The organism is Conexibacter sp. W3-3-2 (assembly GCF_009707605.1).
In the GTDB taxonomy this organism is placed as follows: Bacteria; Actinomycetota; Thermoleophilia; order Solirubrobacterales; family Solirubrobacteraceae; genus Paraconexibacter; species Paraconexibacter algicola.
The window spans coordinates 4,707,202-4,726,611 of the sequence record NZ_WLYW01000001.1; the positions used below are offsets into that span (position 1 = coordinate 4,707,202).

15 protein-coding genes are annotated in these 19,410 nt (G+C 75.6%); 9 read left to right on the forward strand and 6 right to left on the reverse strand.

Features of this window, described 5'->3' with window-relative positions:
* Positions 1–9: 9 nt before the first annotated feature.
* The gene (locus GKE82_RS22585; protein ID WP_154734837.1) at positions 10–1,788 is read right to left on the reverse strand and encodes a penicillin-binding transpeptidase domain-containing protein; all 1,779 of its coding nucleotides are present in this window, start codon (positions 1,786–1,788) and stop codon (positions 10–12) included.
* Between the two features lie 77 nt (positions 1,789–1,865).
* Here GKE82_RS22585 and GKE82_RS22590 point away from each other — a divergent pair, with 77 nt between their 5' ends.
* The 4 genes from GKE82_RS22590 (at position 1,866) to GKE82_RS22605 (ending at position 12,096) form a co-directional block, all read left to right on the forward strand.
* A complete protein-coding gene (locus GKE82_RS22590; RefSeq protein WP_154734838.1) occupies positions 1,866–3,014 on the forward strand; it encodes a MarP family serine protease in 1,149 nt (382 codons plus the stop codon).
* A gap of 57 nt (positions 3,015–3,071) precedes the next feature.
* Entirely contained in the window at positions 3,072–5,348 is a 2,277-nt protein-coding gene (locus tag GKE82_RS22595; protein WP_154734839.1) for a type IA DNA topoisomerase, read from the forward strand.
* Positions 5,349–5,416: 68 nt separating this feature from the next.
* The gene (locus GKE82_RS22600; RefSeq protein WP_154734840.1) at positions 5,417–8,383 is read left to right on the forward strand and encodes a PD-(D/E)XK nuclease family protein; all 2,967 of its coding nucleotides are present in this window, start codon (positions 5,417–5,419) and stop codon (positions 8,381–8,383) included.
* The gene (locus GKE82_RS22605) at positions 8,380–12,096 is read left to right on the forward strand and encodes an exodeoxyribonuclease V subunit beta (RefSeq protein ID WP_154734841.1); all 3,717 of its coding nucleotides are present in this window, start codon (positions 8,380–8,382) and stop codon (positions 12,094–12,096) included. Before GKE82_RS22600 ends, GKE82_RS22605 begins: the two co-directional genes overlap by 4 nt.
* Here GKE82_RS22605 and GKE82_RS22610 read toward each other — a convergent pair.
* Complete coding sequence (locus GKE82_RS22610; protein WP_196189383.1) at positions 12,093–13,070, reverse strand: YihY/virulence factor BrkB family protein; 978 nt, start codon at positions 13,068–13,070, stop codon at positions 12,093–12,095. The two genes, GKE82_RS22605 and GKE82_RS22610, sit on opposite strands and share 4 nt — an antisense overlap.
* Positions 13,071–13,074: 4 nt before the next feature.
* Here GKE82_RS22610 and GKE82_RS27405 point away from each other — a divergent pair, with 4 nt between their 5' ends.
* Positions 13,075–13,644 (forward strand): DUF6328 family protein, encoded by a 570-nt coding sequence (locus tag GKE82_RS27405; protein ID WP_309233773.1) that lies wholly within the window; start codon positions 13,075–13,077, stop codon positions 13,642–13,644.
* Here GKE82_RS27405 and GKE82_RS22615 read toward each other — a convergent pair.
* The 4 genes from GKE82_RS22615 to GKE82_RS30185 all read right to left on the reverse strand — a co-directional run bounded on the left by GKE82_RS22615 (position 13,641) and on the right by GKE82_RS30185 (position 15,933).
* A complete protein-coding gene (locus GKE82_RS22615; protein ID WP_107570153.1) occupies positions 13,641–14,156 on the reverse strand; it encodes a ferritin-like domain-containing protein in 516 nt (171 codons plus the stop codon). The genes GKE82_RS27405 and GKE82_RS22615 overlap by 4 nt on opposite strands.
* Before the next feature lie 78 nt (positions 14,157–14,234).
* A complete protein-coding gene (locus GKE82_RS22620) occupies positions 14,235–14,561 on the reverse strand; it encodes an HNH endonuclease (protein ID WP_107570152.1) in 327 nt (108 codons plus the stop codon).
* Positions 14,562–14,621: 60 nt separating this feature from the next.
* A complete protein-coding gene (locus GKE82_RS22625; protein WP_154734843.1) occupies positions 14,622–15,791 on the reverse strand; it encodes a hypothetical protein in 1,170 nt (389 codons plus the stop codon).
* A gap of 13 nt (positions 15,792–15,804) precedes the next feature.
* The gene (locus tag GKE82_RS30185; protein WP_255450753.1) at positions 15,805–15,933 is read right to left on the reverse strand and encodes a hypothetical protein; all 129 of its coding nucleotides are present in this window, start codon (positions 15,931–15,933) and stop codon (positions 15,805–15,807) included.
* 83 nt (positions 15,934–16,016) lie between these two features.
* Here GKE82_RS30185 and GKE82_RS22630 point away from each other — a divergent pair, with 83 nt between their 5' ends.
* From GKE82_RS22630 to GKE82_RS22645, 4 genes are read left to right on the forward strand one after another with little or no spacing between them, the layout of a single operon-like run.
* A complete protein-coding gene (locus tag GKE82_RS22630; protein WP_154734844.1) occupies positions 16,017–16,562 on the forward strand; it encodes a hypothetical protein in 546 nt (181 codons plus the stop codon).
* A gap of 42 nt (positions 16,563–16,604) precedes the next feature.
* Positions 16,605–17,942, forward strand: coding sequence for an RtcB family protein (locus GKE82_RS22635; RefSeq protein ID WP_230316262.1), 1,338 nt, complete (start codon positions 16,605–16,607; stop codon positions 17,940–17,942).
* Between the two features lie 33 nt (positions 17,943–17,975).
* Positions 17,976–18,446, forward strand: coding sequence for an SRPBCC family protein (locus GKE82_RS22640; protein WP_107570149.1), 471 nt, complete (start codon positions 17,976–17,978; stop codon positions 18,444–18,446).
* Positions 18,447–18,494: 48 nt separating this feature from the next.
* Positions 18,495–19,373: a Ku protein gene (locus GKE82_RS22645; protein ID WP_154734845.1), complete on the forward strand. Its 879-nt coding sequence runs from the start codon at positions 18,495–18,497 to the stop codon at positions 19,371–19,373.
* Positions 19,374–19,410: the final 37 nt, after the last annotated feature.

The window sequence follows — 19,410 nt, forward strand, 5'->3', positions numbered from 1 at the left end:
GGCCGGACCTCAGCGGTCCAGCGCCGCCTGGATGACCTGCCGCGCCACGGGCGCGGCGGTGTCCCCGCCGGCTCCGGCGCGCACGAGCATGACGCCGACGGCGACCTCGGGCTCGCCGGCGGGCGCGTAGGCGGAGAACCACGCGTCGGTGTCCGTGGGGTCCGCCTCGTCGCTGCAGGACTCGGGGTTGTTCTCCTCGGTCGGCTCGCAACGCTTCGTCGTCTCGAGCTCGGCCGTCCCGGTCTTGCCGGCGACCTTGACGCCCGGGATCGCGGCGAGCGTCCCGGTGCCCTCGCGGACGACCGCGAGCATCAGCTTCTCGACCGTCCGCGCGACCTCGGTGCGCGTCACCCGCGTCGTCGGCGCGGCGCGCTGACGCTCGTCGTAGAGCAGCGACAGCCGCGGCCGGCGGCCGCGCAGCCCGATCGTCGCGGCGACCGTGCCCATCGTCAGCGCGGTCGCCTGCACGCGCCCCTGCCCGATCGCGGAGGAGCCGACGGCCAGGGCGTCCCCGATCTCACCGGCGGCGGGGATCGTGGGGATCGCGGCGCCCGGGATGTCGGGCTGGCGGTTGAAGCCGAAGCGCTCCGCGATGTCGACGAGCTTCTCGGCCCCGAGCTGGGCGCCCATCGGGGCGAACACCGAGTTGCACGACTCCGCGAACACCTGGGTGAGCGTGCCGCCGCACGCCTCGCCGTTGGCGTTCTCGAGCTCGACGCCCTCGAGCGTCGTGAAGGTCTCGACCGGGTAGCTCGACGACAGGTCGGCGATGCCCTGCTCGAGGCCGCCCGTGACCGTGATGATCTTCATCGTCGACCCGGGTGGCTGCAGGCCGCTGAACGCGATCCCGGCGAAGGCGAGCACCTCGCCGGTACGCGGGGCGATCGCCACGACGCCGCCGAGCCGGTCGGCCAGCGCGGTGACCGCCGCGCGCTCGACGGGGATCGAGATGCTCGTGCGCACAGGGGCCGCCGCGCGCGGCTCGGTCCGTGCGAGGACCGTGTCGCCGGCGCGCAGCGTGCCGCCCGGCGTGCCGGCCAGCTGGATGTCGAGCGCCCGCTCGAGGCCGTTCAGCCCGACCGTCGCGTCGCTCGGCCAGCCGCGCTCACGCAGTTCGTCGCGGCGCTCCGCGGGCGCCTCCCCGACCCGTCCGACGACGTTGATCGCCACGTCGGGCACGTCGGAGGTGCGGTCCGGGCCGGTGGCCAGCGGCGTGTTGTCGCGCGCCAGGATGTCGGCGCGCGGCGGCATGCGCGTCTCACGGCGCAGCTTCGCGCCCGGGGTGAGTCCCGGGAAGGCGTGCTCGCGGCCCCAGGCGATGCGCGCGTCCTCGCCCTCGCCCTCGACCGGCAGGGTCATCGGGCGGGTGATCGTGCCGAAGATGCGGGTGCGCACGACGACCGGCACGACGTAGGACCCGTCCTGCTCGCGGACCTCGCCGGTGCGCAGCGTCACCGCGGTGGCCGTCTCCCGCGCCGTCCGGTAGGCGGCGGAGAACTGCTCGCGGGTGAAGCGGTCCCGCGACGCGGCGCTGAGGTCCCGGTACATCGCGGCGTAGTCCCCGCGCGACCAGGCGGCCGCGAACCGCTCGACGAGCGTGCGCTCCTGTGGCACGTGCGCGGCGCCGACGACGAGGCCGCCGCCGAACGAGGCCGCCCCCGCGACGAACACGACCACCGCGACGGTGCGACGGCGGCGCTGGGCGGCGGAGCCCGCGCGGCGCGCGGGGGCCTGCCGTGCGGGCGCACGGCCGCGGGACTGACCGGACCTTCCCTGCCGATCGTTCATTGCGCGCGGGAGAATAGGCGACGGAGCGGCCCGCACGACGCCGGTCGCTCCGCGCGGGCCGTACGCTTGGCGCGCGCATGACGACGATCGACGTGATCATCCTCGGGCTCACGGTCCTGATGGCCGCCTTCGGCTGGCGGCAGGGGTTCGTCGTCGGCGCGCTGTCGCTGGCGGGCTTCGTCGTCGGGGCGATCATCGGGACGCGCCTCGGCCCGCAGCTCCTGAGCGAGGGCAGCAGCTCCCCCTACGCGCCGATCTTCGGCATGGGCGGCGCGCTGCTCGGTGGCGCGATCCTCTCGACCGGCCTCGAGGGCCTCGGATGGCGGCTGCGCCAGGGCCTGCGACTGCCGGGCCTGGCGGCCGTCGACGGCCTGCTCGGCGCGGCGCTCGCGGCGTGCGTGGCGCTCGGCATCAGCTGGGTGGCGGGCGCCGTCGCGCTGCAGACCCCGGGCGCCCGCGAGCTGCGCGCCGACATCCAGCGCTCGGCGATCCTCAAGGAGCTCAACGCCGTCCTGCCGCCCTCGGGGCCGCTGCTCAACGCGCTCGCGCGGTTCGACCCGTTCCCGCAGCTCGACGGGCCCGCACCGCAGGTCCCCGCGCCCCGCGCCGCGATCGCCCGCGACCCGCAGGTCCGCGCGGCCGCCGCCAGCGTCGTGCGCGTCGTCGGGACCGCGTGCGGCCTCGGGGTCACGGGCTCCGGCTGGGTGGCCTCCGACGGGATCGTCGTAACCAACGCCCACGTCGTCGCCGGTCAGGAGGACACGGCCGTGCAGCGGCGCGGGGAGGGCGAGAAGCTCGACGCCGAGGTGATCGGCTTCAGCGCCCGCGACGACATCGCGATCCTGCGCGTCCCCGGCCTCGGGGCGCCGGCGCTCCCGATCGCCGACGAGGCGCCGCGCGGGCGTGCCGGCGCGGTCCTCGGCTTCCCGGAGAACGGCCCCTACGACGTGCGCGCCGCGCGGCTGGGGGAGACCGAGCGGGTCCTCTCGCCGGACGCCTACGGCCGCGGGCCGATCCGCCGGACGATCACGTCGTTCCGCGGCACCGTGCGGCCCGGCAACTCGGGCGGGCCGCTGGTCGACGCGCGCGGTCGCGTCGCCGCCACGGTCTTCGCCTCGACCCGCGGATCGTCCCCGCGCGGCGGCTTCGCCGTCCCCAACGACATCGTGCGCGACCTGCTGCGCGGGGCCGACGGACCGGTCGGCACCGGTCCCTGCGCGCCGTAGCGTCCGGTCGGCGCCGCCGGAGGGGTCCGGGCCGCGACGCGCTACTGTGCGCCGTCCATGGGCAAGACCCTCGTCATCGCGGAGAAGCCGTCGGTCGGGCAGGACCTCGCCCGCGTGCTCCCCGGGCCGTTCCAGAAGCACACCGGCAGCAGCGGTGAGCGCACGGCCCGCTGGCTCGAGGGTCCCGAGCACATCATCACGTGGGCCGTCGGCCACCTCGTCCAGCTCGCCGAGCCCGACGAGTACGACGACAAGTTCAAGAAGTGGCGGATGGCCGATCTGCCGATCGTGCCCGCGAAGTTCAAGCTCATCGTGCGCGACGAGCGCAGCCAGAAGCAGATGAGCGTCGTCAAGAAGCTCCTGAACTCCGCCGAGGTCGACCTCGTCGTCAACGCGTGCGACGCCGGCCGCGAGGGCGAGCTCATCTTCCGCTACCTCTACGAGCACGCGAAGGCGAAGAAGCCCACCAAGCGCCTGTGGCTCTCGTCGATGACGAACCAGGCGATGAAGGACGCGCTCGCCAACCTCCGCGACGGCGAGGAGATGGAGCAGCTCGCCGACGCCGCCCGGTCGCGCTCGGAGGCGGACTGGATCGTCGGCATGAACGCGACGCGCGCCGCGACGATCCGGCTGCGGTCCTCGTTCGACGGCGCGGTCTCGCTCGGTCGCGTGCAGACCCCGACGCTGGCGATCATCGCCCGGCGCGAGGAGGAGATCCGGGCCTTCGTCCCCGAGAAGTACTGGCTCGTCGACGCGAAGTTCGCCACCGACGACGGGCGCCGCTACGAGGGCCGCTTCCACGAGGGCGCCAAGCCCCGAATCCCGGACGCCGACACCGCGAAGGCGATCGTCGACGCCGTCCGCGACGGCCGCGGCACGATCACGAAGCTCGAGAAGACCAAGCGCACCGAGAAGGCGCCGCTGCTCTACGACTTGACGTCGCTGCAGCGCGACGCGAACACCCGCTTCGGGTTCAGTGCCCGCCGCACGCTGGGCGCCGCGCAGCGCTGCTACGAGGAGCACAAGGTCCTCACCTATCCGCGAACCTCGTCGCGGTACCTGACGAGCGACATGATCGGCGAGCTGAAGGAGATCGCCGAGAAGGTCGGCAGCGGCGCCGAGTACACGACCGCCGCCCGCTACGTCATGGGCCTCGACGTGCTGCCGCTCGGCCGGATCGTCAACGACGAGAAGGTCGGCGACCACCACGCGATCATCCCGACGAACAGCCCGCACAACGTCGCGAAGCTCGACGGCGACGACCTGAAGATCTACGACATGGTCGTCCGCCGCTACCTCGCCGCCTTCCACCCGGAGGCCGAGTTCGAGAACACGCGGATCGAGACCACCGTCGCCGAGCGGGTCTTCCGCACACGCGGCAAGGTCCTCATCGTCCCGGGCTGGCGCCGCGTCTACGGCGAGATGCCCGAGGGCGAGCGCTCCGCCGAGCAGGAGGACGAGGGCCGCGACCAGACGCTGCCGAAGCTCGTCAAGGGCGAGGAGGCGGGCGTCACGCACGTCGAGTCGCTGGAGAAGGAGACCAAGCCGCCGCGGCGCTACACCGACGCCTCGCTGCTCGGTGCGATGGAGACCGCGGGCAAGCTCGTCGACGACGAGGAGGCCCGTGAGGCGATGAAGGAGTCCGGCATCGGCACGCCGGCGACCCGCGCCGCGATCATCGAGCGCCTCATCGACGTCGGCTACGTCGAGCGTGACGCCCGGTCGCTCGTCGCCACCGAGAAGGGCCTGAACGTCATCCGGCTGCTCGGCGACCACCAGCTGACCTCCCCGTCGCTGACCGGCGACTGGGAGCACCGGCTCGAGCGGATCGAGTCCGGCGAGGAGACCCGCAAGGCGTTCATGGCGGACATCGCGAAGTTCGCGGGCGCCACCGTCGGCGAGCTCGACACGAAGCTCAAGGACGTCAAGATCCCGCGGGCGGACCTCGGACCCTGCCCGGTCTGCGGGCAGCACATCATCGAGAACCGCAAGGGCTTCTCGTGCTGGTCGCGCGAGGACCCGGGCTGCGGCTTCGTGATCTGGAAGGGCAAGGCCGGCAAGCAGCTGCCCGCCGCGGTCGCGCGCGAGCTCATCGCCACGGGCCGCACCGCCCGCCCGGTCACCGGCTTCAAGGGCCGCTCCGGCCGCTCGTTCCGCGCGAAGCTCGCGCTGATGCAGAACGAGGAGGGCCGCTGGCGCGTCGAGTTCGACGAGCCCTGGGCCAAGGAGGGCGCCAAGCCCCCGGAGACCGACGAGGCCGAGGTCCAGGCCAACGCCGAGGCTGCGGCGAACGCCGCCGCCGCGGCGCGCCCGGCGGACGACGCCGCCGCCTGATCCGATCCGGGCCGCGCCCGGCCCGGCCGCCGTCAGGTCGTCGGGTCCGGCTGCGACCCTGGGTGGTCGTGCCGCTGCAGCTCGTCACCGGTCCCGCGAACGCGGGCAAGGCCGCCGTCGTCCTCGACGCGTTCGCCGCCTGGGCGCAGGCGGGGCGCGCGCCGCTGCTCGTCGTCCCGACCGTGGCGGACGTCGCGCGCTACCGGCGCGAGCTCGCCGAGCGCGGGCTCGTCTACGACGCGACCGTCCTGCGGTTCGACGGCCTGCTCGGCCTCGCCGCGCAGCGCGCAGGCGTGCGCGGGGAGCCCGTCCGCGGGCTCGCGCGCGAGCGGGTCGCCGCCCTCGCGCTGCGGCGCGCCGACCTCGGGGAGCTCGCGCCGCTGGCCGCCGCCCCCGGCTTCGTGCGCGCCTTCCTGGGGCTGTGCGACGAGCTCGGCGAACGGGGCCTGACCCCGCAGCGGGTGCACGTGGCGTTCGACGCCTGGGCGCGCGAGGAGCCGGGACGCGCCGCCTACGCCCGGGCGCTCGCCACCGCGTACGGGTCCTACCGACGGCTGCTGGGGCGGCTCGGGCGCCGCGACCCCGCCCTGCAGGCCGCCGCGACGCTCGACGCGCTGCGGACCGACCCGCACCGCTGGGGCGCGACACCGGTCGCCCTCTACGGCTTCGACGACCTCACGGCACTGCAGCTCGACGCCGTCGACGCGCTCGCGGTGCGCTGCGGCGCCGAGCTCGTCGTGTCGCTGCCCTACGAGGCCGGCGCCGCGCGCGCCGCGTTCGACGGGCGCCATGCGACCGCCGCGCGCCTCGCGGAGATCGCCGCGGGCGCGACGCTCGCGCTCCCCGCCAACGCCGGCTACTACGCCGACGGGGCGCGTACCGTCCTGCACCGGCTCGAGCGCGGCCTCTTCGAGCCCGACGCCGCGCGCGCCGGGACCGACAGCGGCGTGCTGCTGCTGCGCGGCGGTGGCGCGCGCGAGGAGCTCGAGCTCGTCGCCGCGCACGTGCGGCTGCTGCTCGCGCGCGGGGTGCCCGCCGACGAGGTCGCGGTGGCCGTGCGCCGCCCCGAGGCGGTCGCGGCGCTCGTGGAGCGTGTGTTCGCCGCGGCCGGGGTCCCCGTCTCGCTGCAGCGCGAGGTCCCGGCCGGCCATACCGCCCCCGGGCGTGGGCTGCTCGGCCTGCTGCGCGCCGCGACCGGTGGGGCGGGTGCGAGCAGCGAGGACCTCGTCGCCTGGCTGCGCACGCCCGGGTTCGTGACCTCGGTCGCGCTCGTCGACCGCCTGGAGGCGGAGATCAGGCGCGACGGGCTGCGCGAGGTCGCGGCGGCACGGGCGCGCTGGGAGGCGCTGACGCCGACCTTCCCGCTGACCGAGCTCGACGCGGTCGCCGCCGCCGCCCAGGAGGGGGGCGAGGCGCTCTGCCGGCGCCTCGTCCGGACCCTCGACCGCCAGCGCGCCGCCGGGCCGCCGCGCCAGGCCGGTGCGCCCTGGGCGCCCCCGACCGCGACCGAGACGCTCGACGCGCGGGTCACCGCGCAGCTCGCCGCCGCGCTCGAGGACCTCGCGACGCTCGCCGCCGAGGATCCCGAGCTCGTCCCCGACCCCGACGGGCTGGCCGCGCTGCTCACCGCGGTGGGCGTCCGCGTCGGCGATCCGCCCGGGGACGGCCGGGTGGTCGTCGCCGACCCGCTGCAGCTGCGCGCCCGTCGCGTGCGCGCGCTGTTCCTCTGCGACCTGCAGGAGGGCTCGTTCCCGGCGGCGGCGCGTCCCGACGCGCTGCTCGGCGACGCGGAGCGCCGCGCGCTCAACGCCGCCAGCGGCCTGGGCCTGCGGCTCACCGGGCCGCAGGACGCCGCCGGGCGCGAGCGCCACCTGTTCTACGCGGCGGTGTCGCGGCCCGAGGCGCTGCTCGCGCTCTCCTGGCACGCGGCGGACGACCGCGGCAACCCGGTGGTCCCGTCCCCGTTCCTCGACGACGTCCTGGACCTGCTGCCCGCCGACGCGCCGACCCGGATCGTGACGCGGGCGCTCGGCGCGGCGGGCTTCGACGGCGCGCTGGCCACGACCGACCGCGAGCGCGCGCTGGCGGCGGCCGGCCGGCGGGTGGGGGAGACGCCCGCGCCGATCCCGCCGCTGCGCGACCCCGGGGTGCTCGCGGAGCTGGCGGGCCGGGAGGTCTGGTCGGCGTCGTCGCTGGAGACCTGGCTCGCCTGCCCGGTGCGCTGGTTCGTCGACCGCCTCCTGCAACCCGCGGACCTCCTGCCCGAGCCCGAGCCGCTCGGCCGCGGACGGCTCGCGCACGCGGTGCTCGAGCACGTGTTCACCGCCCTGCGCGACGCGCGTCCCGGCCCGCTGACGCCCGCGCGTCGGGAGGAGGCGCGCCGGCTCGTGCACGAGGCGCTCGAGGTCGAGGGCGCCCGCCACCGGCTGAGCGTGGACCCGCAGCGCGACCGCATCGCCCGGCGCCGCGTCGAGGCGGACCTGCTCGCGCTCGTCGACCACCTCGCCGACGCGAGCTGGCGCTACCGGCCCGCGCACTTCGAGCTCGGCTTCGGCGGCCGGGACGACCCGTGGCCCGCGGTGGAGGTCGCGCCCGGCCTGCGGCTCAGCGGCCGGATCGACCGCGTCGACGTCGACGCCACGGGCACGCGCGCGATGATCGTCGACTACAAGGGCGCCACCGCCTACCCGGCGAAGGAGTGGCTGCCCGACGGGCGCATCCAGGTCGCCCTCTACGCGCGCGTCGTCGAGCAGCTGCTCGACGTCGAGACCGTCGCGGGCGTCTACCAGCCGACCGCGCGCCCCCGGGACGCCCGCGCGCGCGGCGCCGAGCGCGACGACGCCGGGACCGGGGCGCTGCGCGACGCGGACCTGCTCGGAGCCGACGAGTACGCGGCGCTCATCGGCGAGGCGGCGACGCTCGCCGGCTGCGCGCTGCAGGAGATCCGCGCCGGCCGGCTCGAGCCGCGCCCCGCGACCTGCGGCTTCCGCGGGGACGGCTGCCAGTACCCGTCGATCTGCCGCTGCGAGGCATGACCGCCGTCCCCCTGCACGACCCCGAGGGCCGGCCGCTGGGCCGCGGTGGCCTCGCGTTCACCGCCGAGCAGGCGGTCGCCGTGCTGCGTCGCGAGGGGCCGATGCTGCTCGCCGCCAACGCCGGCTCGGGGAAGACCGCCGTCCTGGCGGAGCGCTTCGCCCGCGCGGTCGTGGAGGACGGCCTGGACCCCGGCTCGCTGCTGGCGATCACCTTCACCGACAAGGCGGCCGGCGAGCTGCGCCACCGGATCCGTCTGCGGCTCGCTGAGCTGGGGGCGCAGGAGGCGGCGCGCGCCGCCGACCAGGCGTGGATCTCGACGATCCACGGGTTCTGCACGCGGGTGCTGCGCGCGCACGCCGCCGCGGCCGGCGTGGACCCGGCGTTCGAGGTCCTCGACGAGAGCGTCGCCCGGCGGCTGCGCGCCGACGCGTTCGACGCGGCGCTCGCCGCGGTCCTCGACACCGCCGACCCGGTGATGCTCGCGACGGTCGCGACGTGGGGGGCGGACCGCCTGACCGACGCGGTCCTCGAGGTCCACGACGCGCTGCGCAGCCGCGGGCAGCGCCACCCGCGGCTGCCGGCCGCCGTCCCGCGACGGACCCGCGCCGCGGCCTGCGGCGCGCTGGCCGCCGCCCGGGACGCGCTGGCCGCCGAGCTCGCCGCCGCCCCGGAGAACGCGACCGTCCTGCAGGTCCGTGACGCGCTCGGCCGCTGCGCGGAGGTCCTCGAGCGCGGCGGCGACCTCGGGGACGTGACGGTGCGGGAGCTCGGCGCGCCCCGCCGCGGCAGGGCGCTGCAGACCCCGGCGGCCGACGCCTACCGCGACGCCCTCGCCGCGCTGCTGGAGGTCCACGACGACGAGGAGGGCGTCCGTCACCACGCGCTCCTCGACGCGCTCCTGCGCGACTTCTCCGCGCGCTACGAGGCGGCGAAGACCGCGCGCGCCGGCCTCGACTACGACGACCTCGAGCTCGTCGCCCGCGACCTGCTGCGCGACCAGCCCGCGATCGCCCGTCATCTCGCGCAGCGCTTCGGCCGCGTGATGGTCGACGAGTTCCAGGACACGAACCCGCGCCAGCTCGAGCTGCTCGAGCTGCTGGGCCACGAGGACCTGTTCGTCGTCGGGGACGCGCTGCAGTCGATCTACGGCTTCCGCCACGCGGACGTCCGCGTGTTCCAGGAGGCCCGCGCCCGGCACCGCATCGCGGGCACGGAGGCCCAACTGCGCACGAACTGGCGCACGGCGCCCGAGATCCTCCGCACGCTCGACCACGCGCTCGGCCACGGGCACGACGACTACACCGGCTTCGTCGCCGGCCGGGCCGACGCGGCGCAGGCCGGTCGTCCCGCCACCTCGCTGCTGCTCGTCGACGCCGCGGTCGCGGAGGACCCCTCGCCGCAGGACGAGGATGCGCTCGCCGCGGTCGTCGCCGGGCTGCCCGCGGGCACCTCGGTGCCGACCGCGCTCGAGGCCCGCGCGGTGGCCCGCTGGGTCCGGGCGGGGGTCGACGCGGGCGAGCACGAGCCGCAGGACGTCGTGCTGCTGCTGCGCGCCGCGACCGACATGCCCGTCTACGAGCGCGCGCTGGAGCTCGAGGGCCTCTCGACGCTCGCCTCGGGCGGCCGCGGGTTCTGGCTGCGCCAGCAGGTCCAGGACCTGACCGCCTGGCTCGCGGCGCTGGCGAACCCGCAGGACGGGCACGCGGTCCTCAGCGCGCTCGCCTCCCCGCTCGGGGGGATCGACCCGGACGGCCTGGCGATCTGCTCCTCGGTCGCGCGACGCGGCACCGCCGGGGACGTCTGGCGGCTGCTGGACGAGACCTACCCCGACCCGCCTGCCGTGCCGGGCACGCCGTCCCCGGCGGCGGCGGACCTGCGCCGCCGCGTCGACGGACCCACCGACGTGGCGCTCGCCGCGTTCACCGCACGGTTCCGGGCGGCACGCGAGCGGCTGCCGTGGCTGGGCCTCGACGAGCTGATCGAGCGGGTCGTGCAGGAGACCGGCTACGACGCGCACGTGCTCGCGCTCCCCGGCGGGCCGCGCCGGCTGGCGAACGTCCACAAGCTCATGCGCCTGGCGGCCGAGCACGAGGCGCTCGCCGGCCGCGACCTGCGCTCGTTCATCGACCGCGCCCAGGAGGAGGCCCAGGCCCGCGCGCGCGAGCCCGAGGCCCCGGTCGAGCTGCCGGGGATCCCGGCGGTGCGGCTGATGACCGTGCACGCCGCGAAGGGCCTCGAGTTCCCCGTCGTCGTCGCCTGCGACCTGGCTCGCACCGCGCCCGCGGTCGGGCCGGACGTGCTCGTCGACGGGGACCGGCTCGGGCTGCGGGTCCCGCGACACGGCGGCGACTCGGGCCGCGCGTTCGCGTTCACCGAGCTCGACGCCGAGCGCGCCGCGGCGGCGGAGTCCGAGGAGCGGCGCATCCTCCACGTCGGCCTCACGCGCGCGGAGCGGCGGCTGGTGATGAGCGCCGTGGCCAAGCGCCGCCGCGACGGGGACATCGAGGCCCGCAAGCCCTCGGGCTGGATCGCCGAGGGGGTGCTGGGCAGCCGCGTGCCGCCCGCCGAGCTGCTGGCCGAGGGGCGGCTGCTCGTCGGCCCCGGGGTCGACGACCCCGTGCGGGTCGACGTGCGCTGGATCGACGCCCGCGCCGCCCGCGCGGTCCTGCCGCCGGCGGACGCGGCGCCGCTGACCGCCGGGTCCGCCGCGCAGGGCGCCCCGGACCCGCTCGCGGCGCTCGCCCCGGTGCTCGCGACCGTGACCGGCGCCGCGCCCGGCGCGGGGCCGGCGCCGGTGGCGCACCTGTCCTACTCGTCGCTGCGGCAGTACGCGCGCTGCGGCCTGCGGTTCGACCTCGAGCGGATCGCCGGCCTGCGCGAGCGCGAGCGCCCGTTCCGCGGCCGCACGGCGGCGGGCGGGCTCGACGGGCGGGCGCGCGGCTCGATCGTCCATCGGGTCCTCGAGCTGCACGAGCTCGACGGCCCGCCGCCCGGACCGCAGGCCGTGCACGCCGCCGCGGCCGAGCACGAGGTGGAGCTGCGCGACGCCGAGGCGCACGCGCTCGCCGGCCTGGTGGGTCGTGCCCTCGCGACCCCGCTCCTGGGCCGGCTGCGTGACGCGGTGCGCGTGCGCCGCGAGACGAGCTTCACGATCCCGCTGGTGGCGGGCGACCCGGCGGTCCCGGTGCTGCACGGCGTCGTCGACGTCGTCGCGCAGGAGGCCGCGGGCACCGCGCTCGTCGTCGACTACAAGACCGACCGGGTGGCCTCCGACGCGGACCTCGACGCGCTGGTCGCGGACGGCTACGAGCTGCAGCGCACCGTCTACGCGCTGGCGGCGCTCGAGGCCGGGGCCGCGCGCGTGGACGTCGCGCACCTGTACCTCGACCGGCCCGACGAGCCGGTCCTGGCGAGCTTCGCCGCCGCGGACGCGCCGGGGCTGCGCGAGGACCTGCGCGGGCGGGCCGCGGGCATCCTGCGCCGGGACTTCCGCCCGACCGACACGCCGGGACCGTCGGTGTGCGGCGGCTGTCCCGGCCGGGGCGGGCTGTGCCCCGTCCCGCTGGAGCGGACCCTCGCGTCGGCGCCTGCGCCCGCGCCCGCGCCGGAGGACTCCGGCGCCGCGCCGGCCGCCGCCGTGGGCCCGGCGGCGCCCCGCCCGCGCCGCGCGCGCGGCGCGACGCCCCCACCGGGGCAGGACACGCTGTTCTAGTCGCGGTCCGGGCCGGTGGGCGGCTCGGGCGCCCCGACCATCGGCGGCGGGGGGCCGCCGCGTCCCGCGGCGCGGGACCGCTCGATCGTCGCGTTGAGCTCGGCGCCGAGCAGGAACGCGTTGGCGGACACGTAGAGCCACAGCAGCAGGACGATCGCCGCTCCGAACGCCCCGTACGCGGCGCCGTAGCTCGAGAAGTTGCGGATGTAGACGGCGAACGCGGCGGACGCGACGATCCAGATCGTGACGCCGGCGGCGGAGCCGACGGTGATCCAGCGCCAGCGGCGCTGCTCGACGGCGGGCGCGTACGCGTAGATGATCGAGTAGCCGACCATGGCGGCGGCGATCGCCAGCGGGAACCGCGCGATGCTCCAGATCGCCGCCCCGGTCTCCCCGAGCCCGATCGTGCCGAGCAGGTCGTCGGCGACCCCGCCGCCGAGGAACATCGCGATCACGACGATCGCGAACAGCAGGATGACGACGAGCGCCATCGCGATGTCCTGGGCCTTGCGGCGCACGAACCCGCGGTCCTCGTTGGCCGCCCACACGACGTTCAGCGCGCGTCCGGCGGCGCCGAACGCGCCCGACGCGCCGTTGAGCGCCAGGCCGAAGGAGAGCAGCAGCGCGAAGCCCGCGGCCCCGCCGCTGGTCTCGATCATCCGCGCGAGCGTCGAGCGGACGACCTCCGCGGTGGACGCGTCGGCGCCCCGGTCGATGAGGTAGTCGGCGGCGTCCTGGGCGAGGCCGACCTCGCCGACCAGCGACAGCACCGCGATGCCCGCGAGCAGCGACGGGAACAGCGACATCATCGCGAAGTACGTCAGCGACGCCGCGTGGTCGGTCATGTTGTGGTCGAGGTAGCTGCGGACCGTCCGGACGAGCACGGGCCAGGGGCGCAGGGCCCCGTCGGCGTCGTCGTGCGTGCCGGGCTCGCGCGCGGGGCGCTCGCTGTCGCGGTCGGCGATCGTGCTCACGTCCGTGACGGTACCCGGCGAGGCCCGCGTCGCACCATCGGCGCTCGCGGCGCGATGCCCGGGTGCCGAGCCCGGTTCCGGGCATGCGTGCGTCCATGGACGACCGGGAGGGACCGCCGGGGAGACCCCGCACGAACGGGACTCGCGCCGGCTGCGCGAGCTGCTCGAGGAGACGCGGGTCGCCATGCCCGGCGTGCAGGTGCTGTTCGCGTTCCTGCTGGCGGTGCCGTTCCAGCAGCGCTTCACGGACCTCTCCGAACTCGAGCGCGACGCGTACGTCGTGGCGCTCCTGAGCGCGGCGGCTGCGACCGCCCTGTTCGTGACGCCGTCGGCGTTCCACCGCCTGCGCTTCCGGCGGCGGGACAAGGCGTTCCTCGTCGCGCTCGGCAACCGGATGGTCATCGCCGGTCTCGCGATGCTGCTCGTGGCGATGAACAGCGCGGTGTTCGTGGTCACGAGCTTCATCCTCGACGGACGGACGCCCGCGGTCCTCGCCGGGACGACCACGGGCGTCTTCGTGCTGCTCTGGTTCGTGCTCGGCCTCGCTCGGGGCCGCGCAGCGGCGGACGACTAGGCCAGGCCCTCGGCCTCGTACTCGCGCAGGAAGCCCTCGAACAGGCGGCGGTGGCCCTCCTCGTCGCGGAGGATCGCGATGACCATGTCCTCGGTGACCGGGTCGTGCTCGCCCGCGAACTCGATGATCTGGTTGTAGTACTCGATGGCGCCGGACTCGGCCTCGATCACGCCCTTGATGACGTGGACGATGTCGGTCTGCTGCTCCGGCGGCTGCAGGAAGCTCTGCTCGGCCGAGAACTCCAGCGAGCCGGGGACGACGCCGTAGAGCTCCTTGATGCGCTTGGCGAACTCCTGGGCGTGGCCGAGCTCCTCCTGGATGTCGCCGCGGAGGCTCTCGATGACCTCCTGCGCGCGGATGCCGTCGGGGTTGGTGGAGTTGGTGATGTAGCTCATCACCGTCTCGATCTCCATCCAGTAGGCCTTCTTCAGCATCTCGACGAGCTGCTCACGGGCCTCGGCCTTGTCGTCGGACAGGATGCCGTGGCCGGCGGTGCGGGTGGCGGGTGTCATGGTGGGGTGGTCCCTCCGGATTCGTGGGGTGCTCCCTCCGTGATACCCGCCTCCCGCCGCGCGGAACGTCGGCGTGCGTCAGCGCACACGCCGGGCGCGCAGGAACGCCAGCAGCGGCCGGTCGGCCTTGCGGCCGTTGCACCGCTCGCAGGCGCCGACGACGTTCGTCCAGCCGTGCGCGCCACCGAGCCCCCGCGTGCTCCGCGAGCGCGGCTCGACGTGGTCGACGGTGCCCGCCGGCACGACGCCGCAGTACGCGCACGGGTCGAGCCGCACGAGCGCGAGCCAGGCGTCGTAGTGGCGCTCGCCGTCCCGGCGCAGCGGCCGACCGCCCGGCATGCCGGGGCCGAGCGGGGTGCCGGCGTCGTCGCGCAGGTAGGTGGTGAGGAGGGCGTCGCGGGTCATCGGGATCGGGGGTCCGGGTCGGGCGGCCGGACCCGAGGGACCCCGGTCGCCCGGGATCCCTCAGATCCGCTCCTGCCACGTGACGGCGGCCTCCGCGACGCGCCGCAGCGCGGCCGCGAGCCGCTGCTCGCCGCCGTGCCTGCGCGCGGCGGCGAGGTCCTGCAGGGCCGCCGCGAGGACGGCGGGGCCGGCCGGGCCGTCGGCCCGGAGCTCGGCGAGCTCCTCGGGAGCCAGGCGACGCGGCTCGCCGCGCACGGCGGCGACCGTCTCGCGCAGCTCGCGATCGGCCCGGGCCGCCCGCGCGTCCGCCTGCTCGGCGGCGCGGCGGGCGGCCGCTGCGTCGGCGAGCGCCTCGCGCACGACCGCGGCCTCCGGGGCCTCGGCCTGCACGACGACGGTCTCCGCCGCGGCTGCGGCGCCGGCGGCCCGCGCCTCCGTGAGCAGCCGGTCGAGGCCCGCACTCTCGTGCAGGGCGTCGTCGAGCTGCGCGCGCAGGTCGCGCCGCTGGGTCCGCAGGTCGGCCACGGTCGCCTCCGCCCGCTCGAGGCGGGACGCGAGGCGTCCGGCGGCCGTCCGAGCCTCCGCCGCGTCCATGCGGGCGCTCGCCAGCTCGTCGCGGAGCGTCGCCACCCGGGCCGCGGCCTTCTCGGCCGCGGTCCGGGCACGGCGCAGCTCCGCGTCGTCGACGACGCGCTCGCGCACGACCTTCGGCGTGCGACGGGCCTCGCGGCGCGCGGCATCCCGCTGGTCGGCGAGGTCCCGGGCGCGCGCCTGCGCACGCTCGAGCTTCGCCTCCAGGGCAGCCACGCTCCGTCCGGCCTCGCGGGCCTCCGCCAGCGCCGCCTCGAGCATCGCGCGGCCCTCCGGGCTGATCACAGCTCGGTCGGCCTGCGCGAGGTCGACGTCGGTACGCCGCTTCGGTCCCGGCTTGGCCGGCTCGAAGCCCGCGGCCCGCACGGCAGCCACCAGGGACCCGCCGAACGGCCGCTTGGCCGCGTTGAGCGCCGGCCACGGCGTGCCGTCGGCACGGCCGGCCCGGTAGCGCTCCACGCGCCACTCCTGGCCGGACCACCTCGCCGAGGACGGGTTCCAGTCGGCCGCACGGGGCGGCTCGCCATAGAGGGCCACCCACTCCTGGATGGCCTGGATGATGGTGTCGCGGTCCCACAGCGCCTTCCGGCCCACCCGGGCCTTCGGCGTCTGCACTCCCGCGAAGCTCGCGGGAGTCATGTGGACCTCCCGGCTAGCTCAGCTGGAGCTGGTTCGGCGACGCGACGATGTCCGTGTCCACGGTCGGGCACACGGGCACGAAGAGCCGACCGCGGAACGCGGCGCTCTTCGAACGCGTGGGGGTGTGCCAGGTGGTGAACATGGTTCGATCAACCTAGGGGAGCGACCCGTCTCCCGCAACCCCTCTTCCACGTCCGCGGACGCGGTTCGCGGTTCGAATCTCGAATGCTCGTCACGTTCCACAAGCCCGATTCCGGCACCCGCTACCGGGCGACCGACCGCACCGCGGACGGGCTGCTCGTCGAGCTCGACGGCGGCGGCTACAACAAGGTCGGGGCCCGGGAGGGCCCGGTCCCGCACGACCTCGCGCACCTGCTCGTCGAGCGCGAACTGCAGCTCGACCAGGGTCTCTGGGGCGTCCTCGAGCGCGGCGGGATGTTCGACCACTGCTTGGTGCTCGAGGGGCGTCGCAAGCCACACGCCGACCGCCGCGCGCTGGAGATCGTGCGCGCCGCCGGCACCGGTCTGGCGCACGCGGAGCTGCTCGTGCGGGCCGTGAGCGACGCGGCGCTGGAGCGACGCCTGCGTGACGTCTCGACGTTCGTGCCCCTGCTCGGCGACCTCGGCGCGCCACCGGGCCTCGACGCCGACCGGCTCGAGCGCGCCGGTCGTGCGCTGCAGGCGGGCGCAGCCCGATGGGCGGCCACGCCGCCGAACGCCACGGTCGCAGAGGAGTGGAACCTCCGCGGTTCGGGTCCGCGGCGCCGCTGAGGGCGTGGCGCACCGCACGCCGCCGACCGCGAGGATCGACGCATGAGCAGCGAGATGAGGATCGAGGTCCGCGGGGACGTGGACGCCCGCGCGATCGAGCAGCTGCGCCGCTGCGCGCAGGCCGGTGACGCCGTCGCCGGCGTGCTGTGCGCCGACGGCCACGTCGGCTACTCGCAGCCGATCGGCGGCGCGATCGCCTACCCGGACCACATCAGCCCCTCGGGCGTCGGCTACGACATCGGCTGCGGCAACAAGGCCGTGCGCACCGATCTCCTGACCGAGGACGTCCGCGCGGACGTGCCGCGCCTGATGGACGAGGTCGCAGCCCGCGTCAGCTTCGGCATGGGCCGCAAGAACGACGAGCCCGTCGACCACCCGGTCCTCGACCAGATCCTCCACGCCGACTTCCGCCCGCAGCGGAAGCTGGTGCAGAGCGCCCGCAACCAGCTGGGCACGGTCGGCGCCGGCAACCACTACGTCGACCTGTTCGCCGGCGACGACGGCCACGTGTGGGTCGGCGTCCACTTCGGCTCCCGCGGGTTCGGGCACAAGACGGCGAGCGGGTTCCTGTCGATGGCGCAGGGCGGCCGCTTCGACGAGCGGGGCCGCGACGGCGAGATGGACTCCCCGCCGGTGCTCTTCCACGTCGATTCGGAGATCGGGCAGTCGTACATCGCGGCGATGGAGCTGGCGGGCGCGTACGCGTACGCGGGCCGCGACGTCGTCGTCGACAAGGTGCTCGAGATCCTCGGTGCGCGCTCCCTGCACGAGGTCCACAACCACCACAACTACGCCTGGCGCGAGGAGCACCACGGCGTGGACTGCTGGGTCGTCCGCAAGGGCTGCACCCCCGCGTTCCCGGGGCAGGAGGGCTTCGTGGGCGCGAGCATGGGCGAGGACGCGGTGATCCTGCGGGGCACCGACGCCGCGGCCGGTGCCGGGCTCCTGCACTCGACGGTCCACGGGGCGGGTCGCGTGATGTCGCGGACGCAGGCAGCGGGCAAGGTCGGGACCCGGGCGGAGTGCAACGCGCGGGACTGCTCGTTCTGGGTGACCTGGGGCGAGTTCCGCCACGAGCGCGACCGGGCGGGCGCGACGAACGACCGGTTCACGCTCTGCCCCGACCACCCGGACGGGCGGATGAGCAAGCGCCGCGGCCGGATCCGCGACGGGCTGATCGACTTCGCCGCGGTCCAGGCGGACCTCGCCACGAAGGGGATCGAGCTCCGCGGCGGCGCCGCCGACGAGGCTCCGGACGCCTACAAGCGCCTCGACGTGGTGCTGCAGGCCCACGCCGACACGGTCGAGATCCTCCATCGCCTGACCCCCATCGGGGTTGCGATGGCGGCGGCGGACACGGTCGACCCGTTCAAGGACTGAACGCCGTGGCGCGTACCCACTAGGGTGCGCGCCATGGCCTTCTCCTGCGCGCCGACCGACGAGTCGTTCCTCACCTCCGCCCCGAAGATCTACCGGGACAGCTTCGCGATCCCGCTGCCCGCCGCCGCGGTCTGGGCCGACCTGACCTCCGACAGCGCGCTGCACTGGTGCAAGGCGCTCACGACGGTGCGCTGGACCTCGCCGCGCCCGCACGGCGTCGGCGCGACGAAGACCGTCAAGGTCCTCGGCCTCATCAGCCTCGACGAGCGCTACATCGCCTGGGACGAGGGCACGCGCAAGGCCTTCGTCGGCGACCGCAGCAACCTGCCGCTGATCAAGCGGATCGCCGAGGACTACGTCGTGACCCCGACCGGCGACTCGAGCTGCCGCTTCGACTGGACGATCGCCGTCGAGCCGACCGCGGCCGGCCGGCCCGGCGGGCCGCTGAACGGCGCGATCTTCGGCAGCCTGTTCAAGGACACGCGCCGGCACTACGGCGCATAGCCGCGTGCACGTGTAGGCATCGGGCGCTGCGCCGGGAAGACTCCCTCCATGCCCCGCGCGATGTGGAGTGGCGCGATCAGCTTCGGGCTGGTCACGGTGCCCGTGAAGATGTACCCGGCCGTCCGTGCCAAGACGGTCCGCTTCAACCAGCTCGACGGCGCGGACAACTCCCGCATCAAGCAGCAGCGGATCAACGCCGCCACCGGCGAGGAGGTCCCGTACGACCGCCTCGTCAAGGGCTACGAGCTGTCCCCGGACCGCTACGTCGTGATCGAGCCGAAGGAGCTCGAGGCGATCCAGCCCGAGAAGACGAAGACGATCGAGATCGAGGACTTCGTCGACCTGGCCGACATCGACCCGGTCCACTTCGACACGCCGTACTACCTCGCGCCCGCGGTCGGGGGCGCCAAGCCCTACAAGCTCCTGCTCGACGCGATGAACGAGACCGGCAAGGTCGCGATCGCCCGGGTCGTGCTGCGCACGAAGGAGGCGCTCGTCGCGATCCGCCCGATGGCGGCCGGCTCGGTCATCGGCTGCTCGACGATGGTCTTCGCCGACGAGGTCGTCCCCGCCGACTCGCTCGAGGAGCTCGAGGCCGCCGGCGAGGTGAAGACGACCAAGCGCGAGCTCGACATCGCCAAGCAGCTGGTCGAGTCCCTCGCCGCCGACTGGGAGCCCGATCGCTACGAGGACAGCTACCGCGAGGAGGTCCTCAAGCTCATCGAGGCGAAGGCCTCCGGCGAGGAGATCGCGGTCGTCGAGACGCCCGAGGAGGCGCCCGAGGAGGTCCCGGACCTCATGGCCGCGCTCAAGGCGTCCCTGGACGCGGTGCGCGGCACCGAGGCACCGGCGAAGCCGAAGGGCCGCGGCGGCAAGGCCGCCGCCAAGCCCGCCGCGAAGAAGAAGACGGCCGCCGAGAGCACCTGAGCAGGGGGTTCGAGCCCGCGGGCGGGTCCCTGCGCGG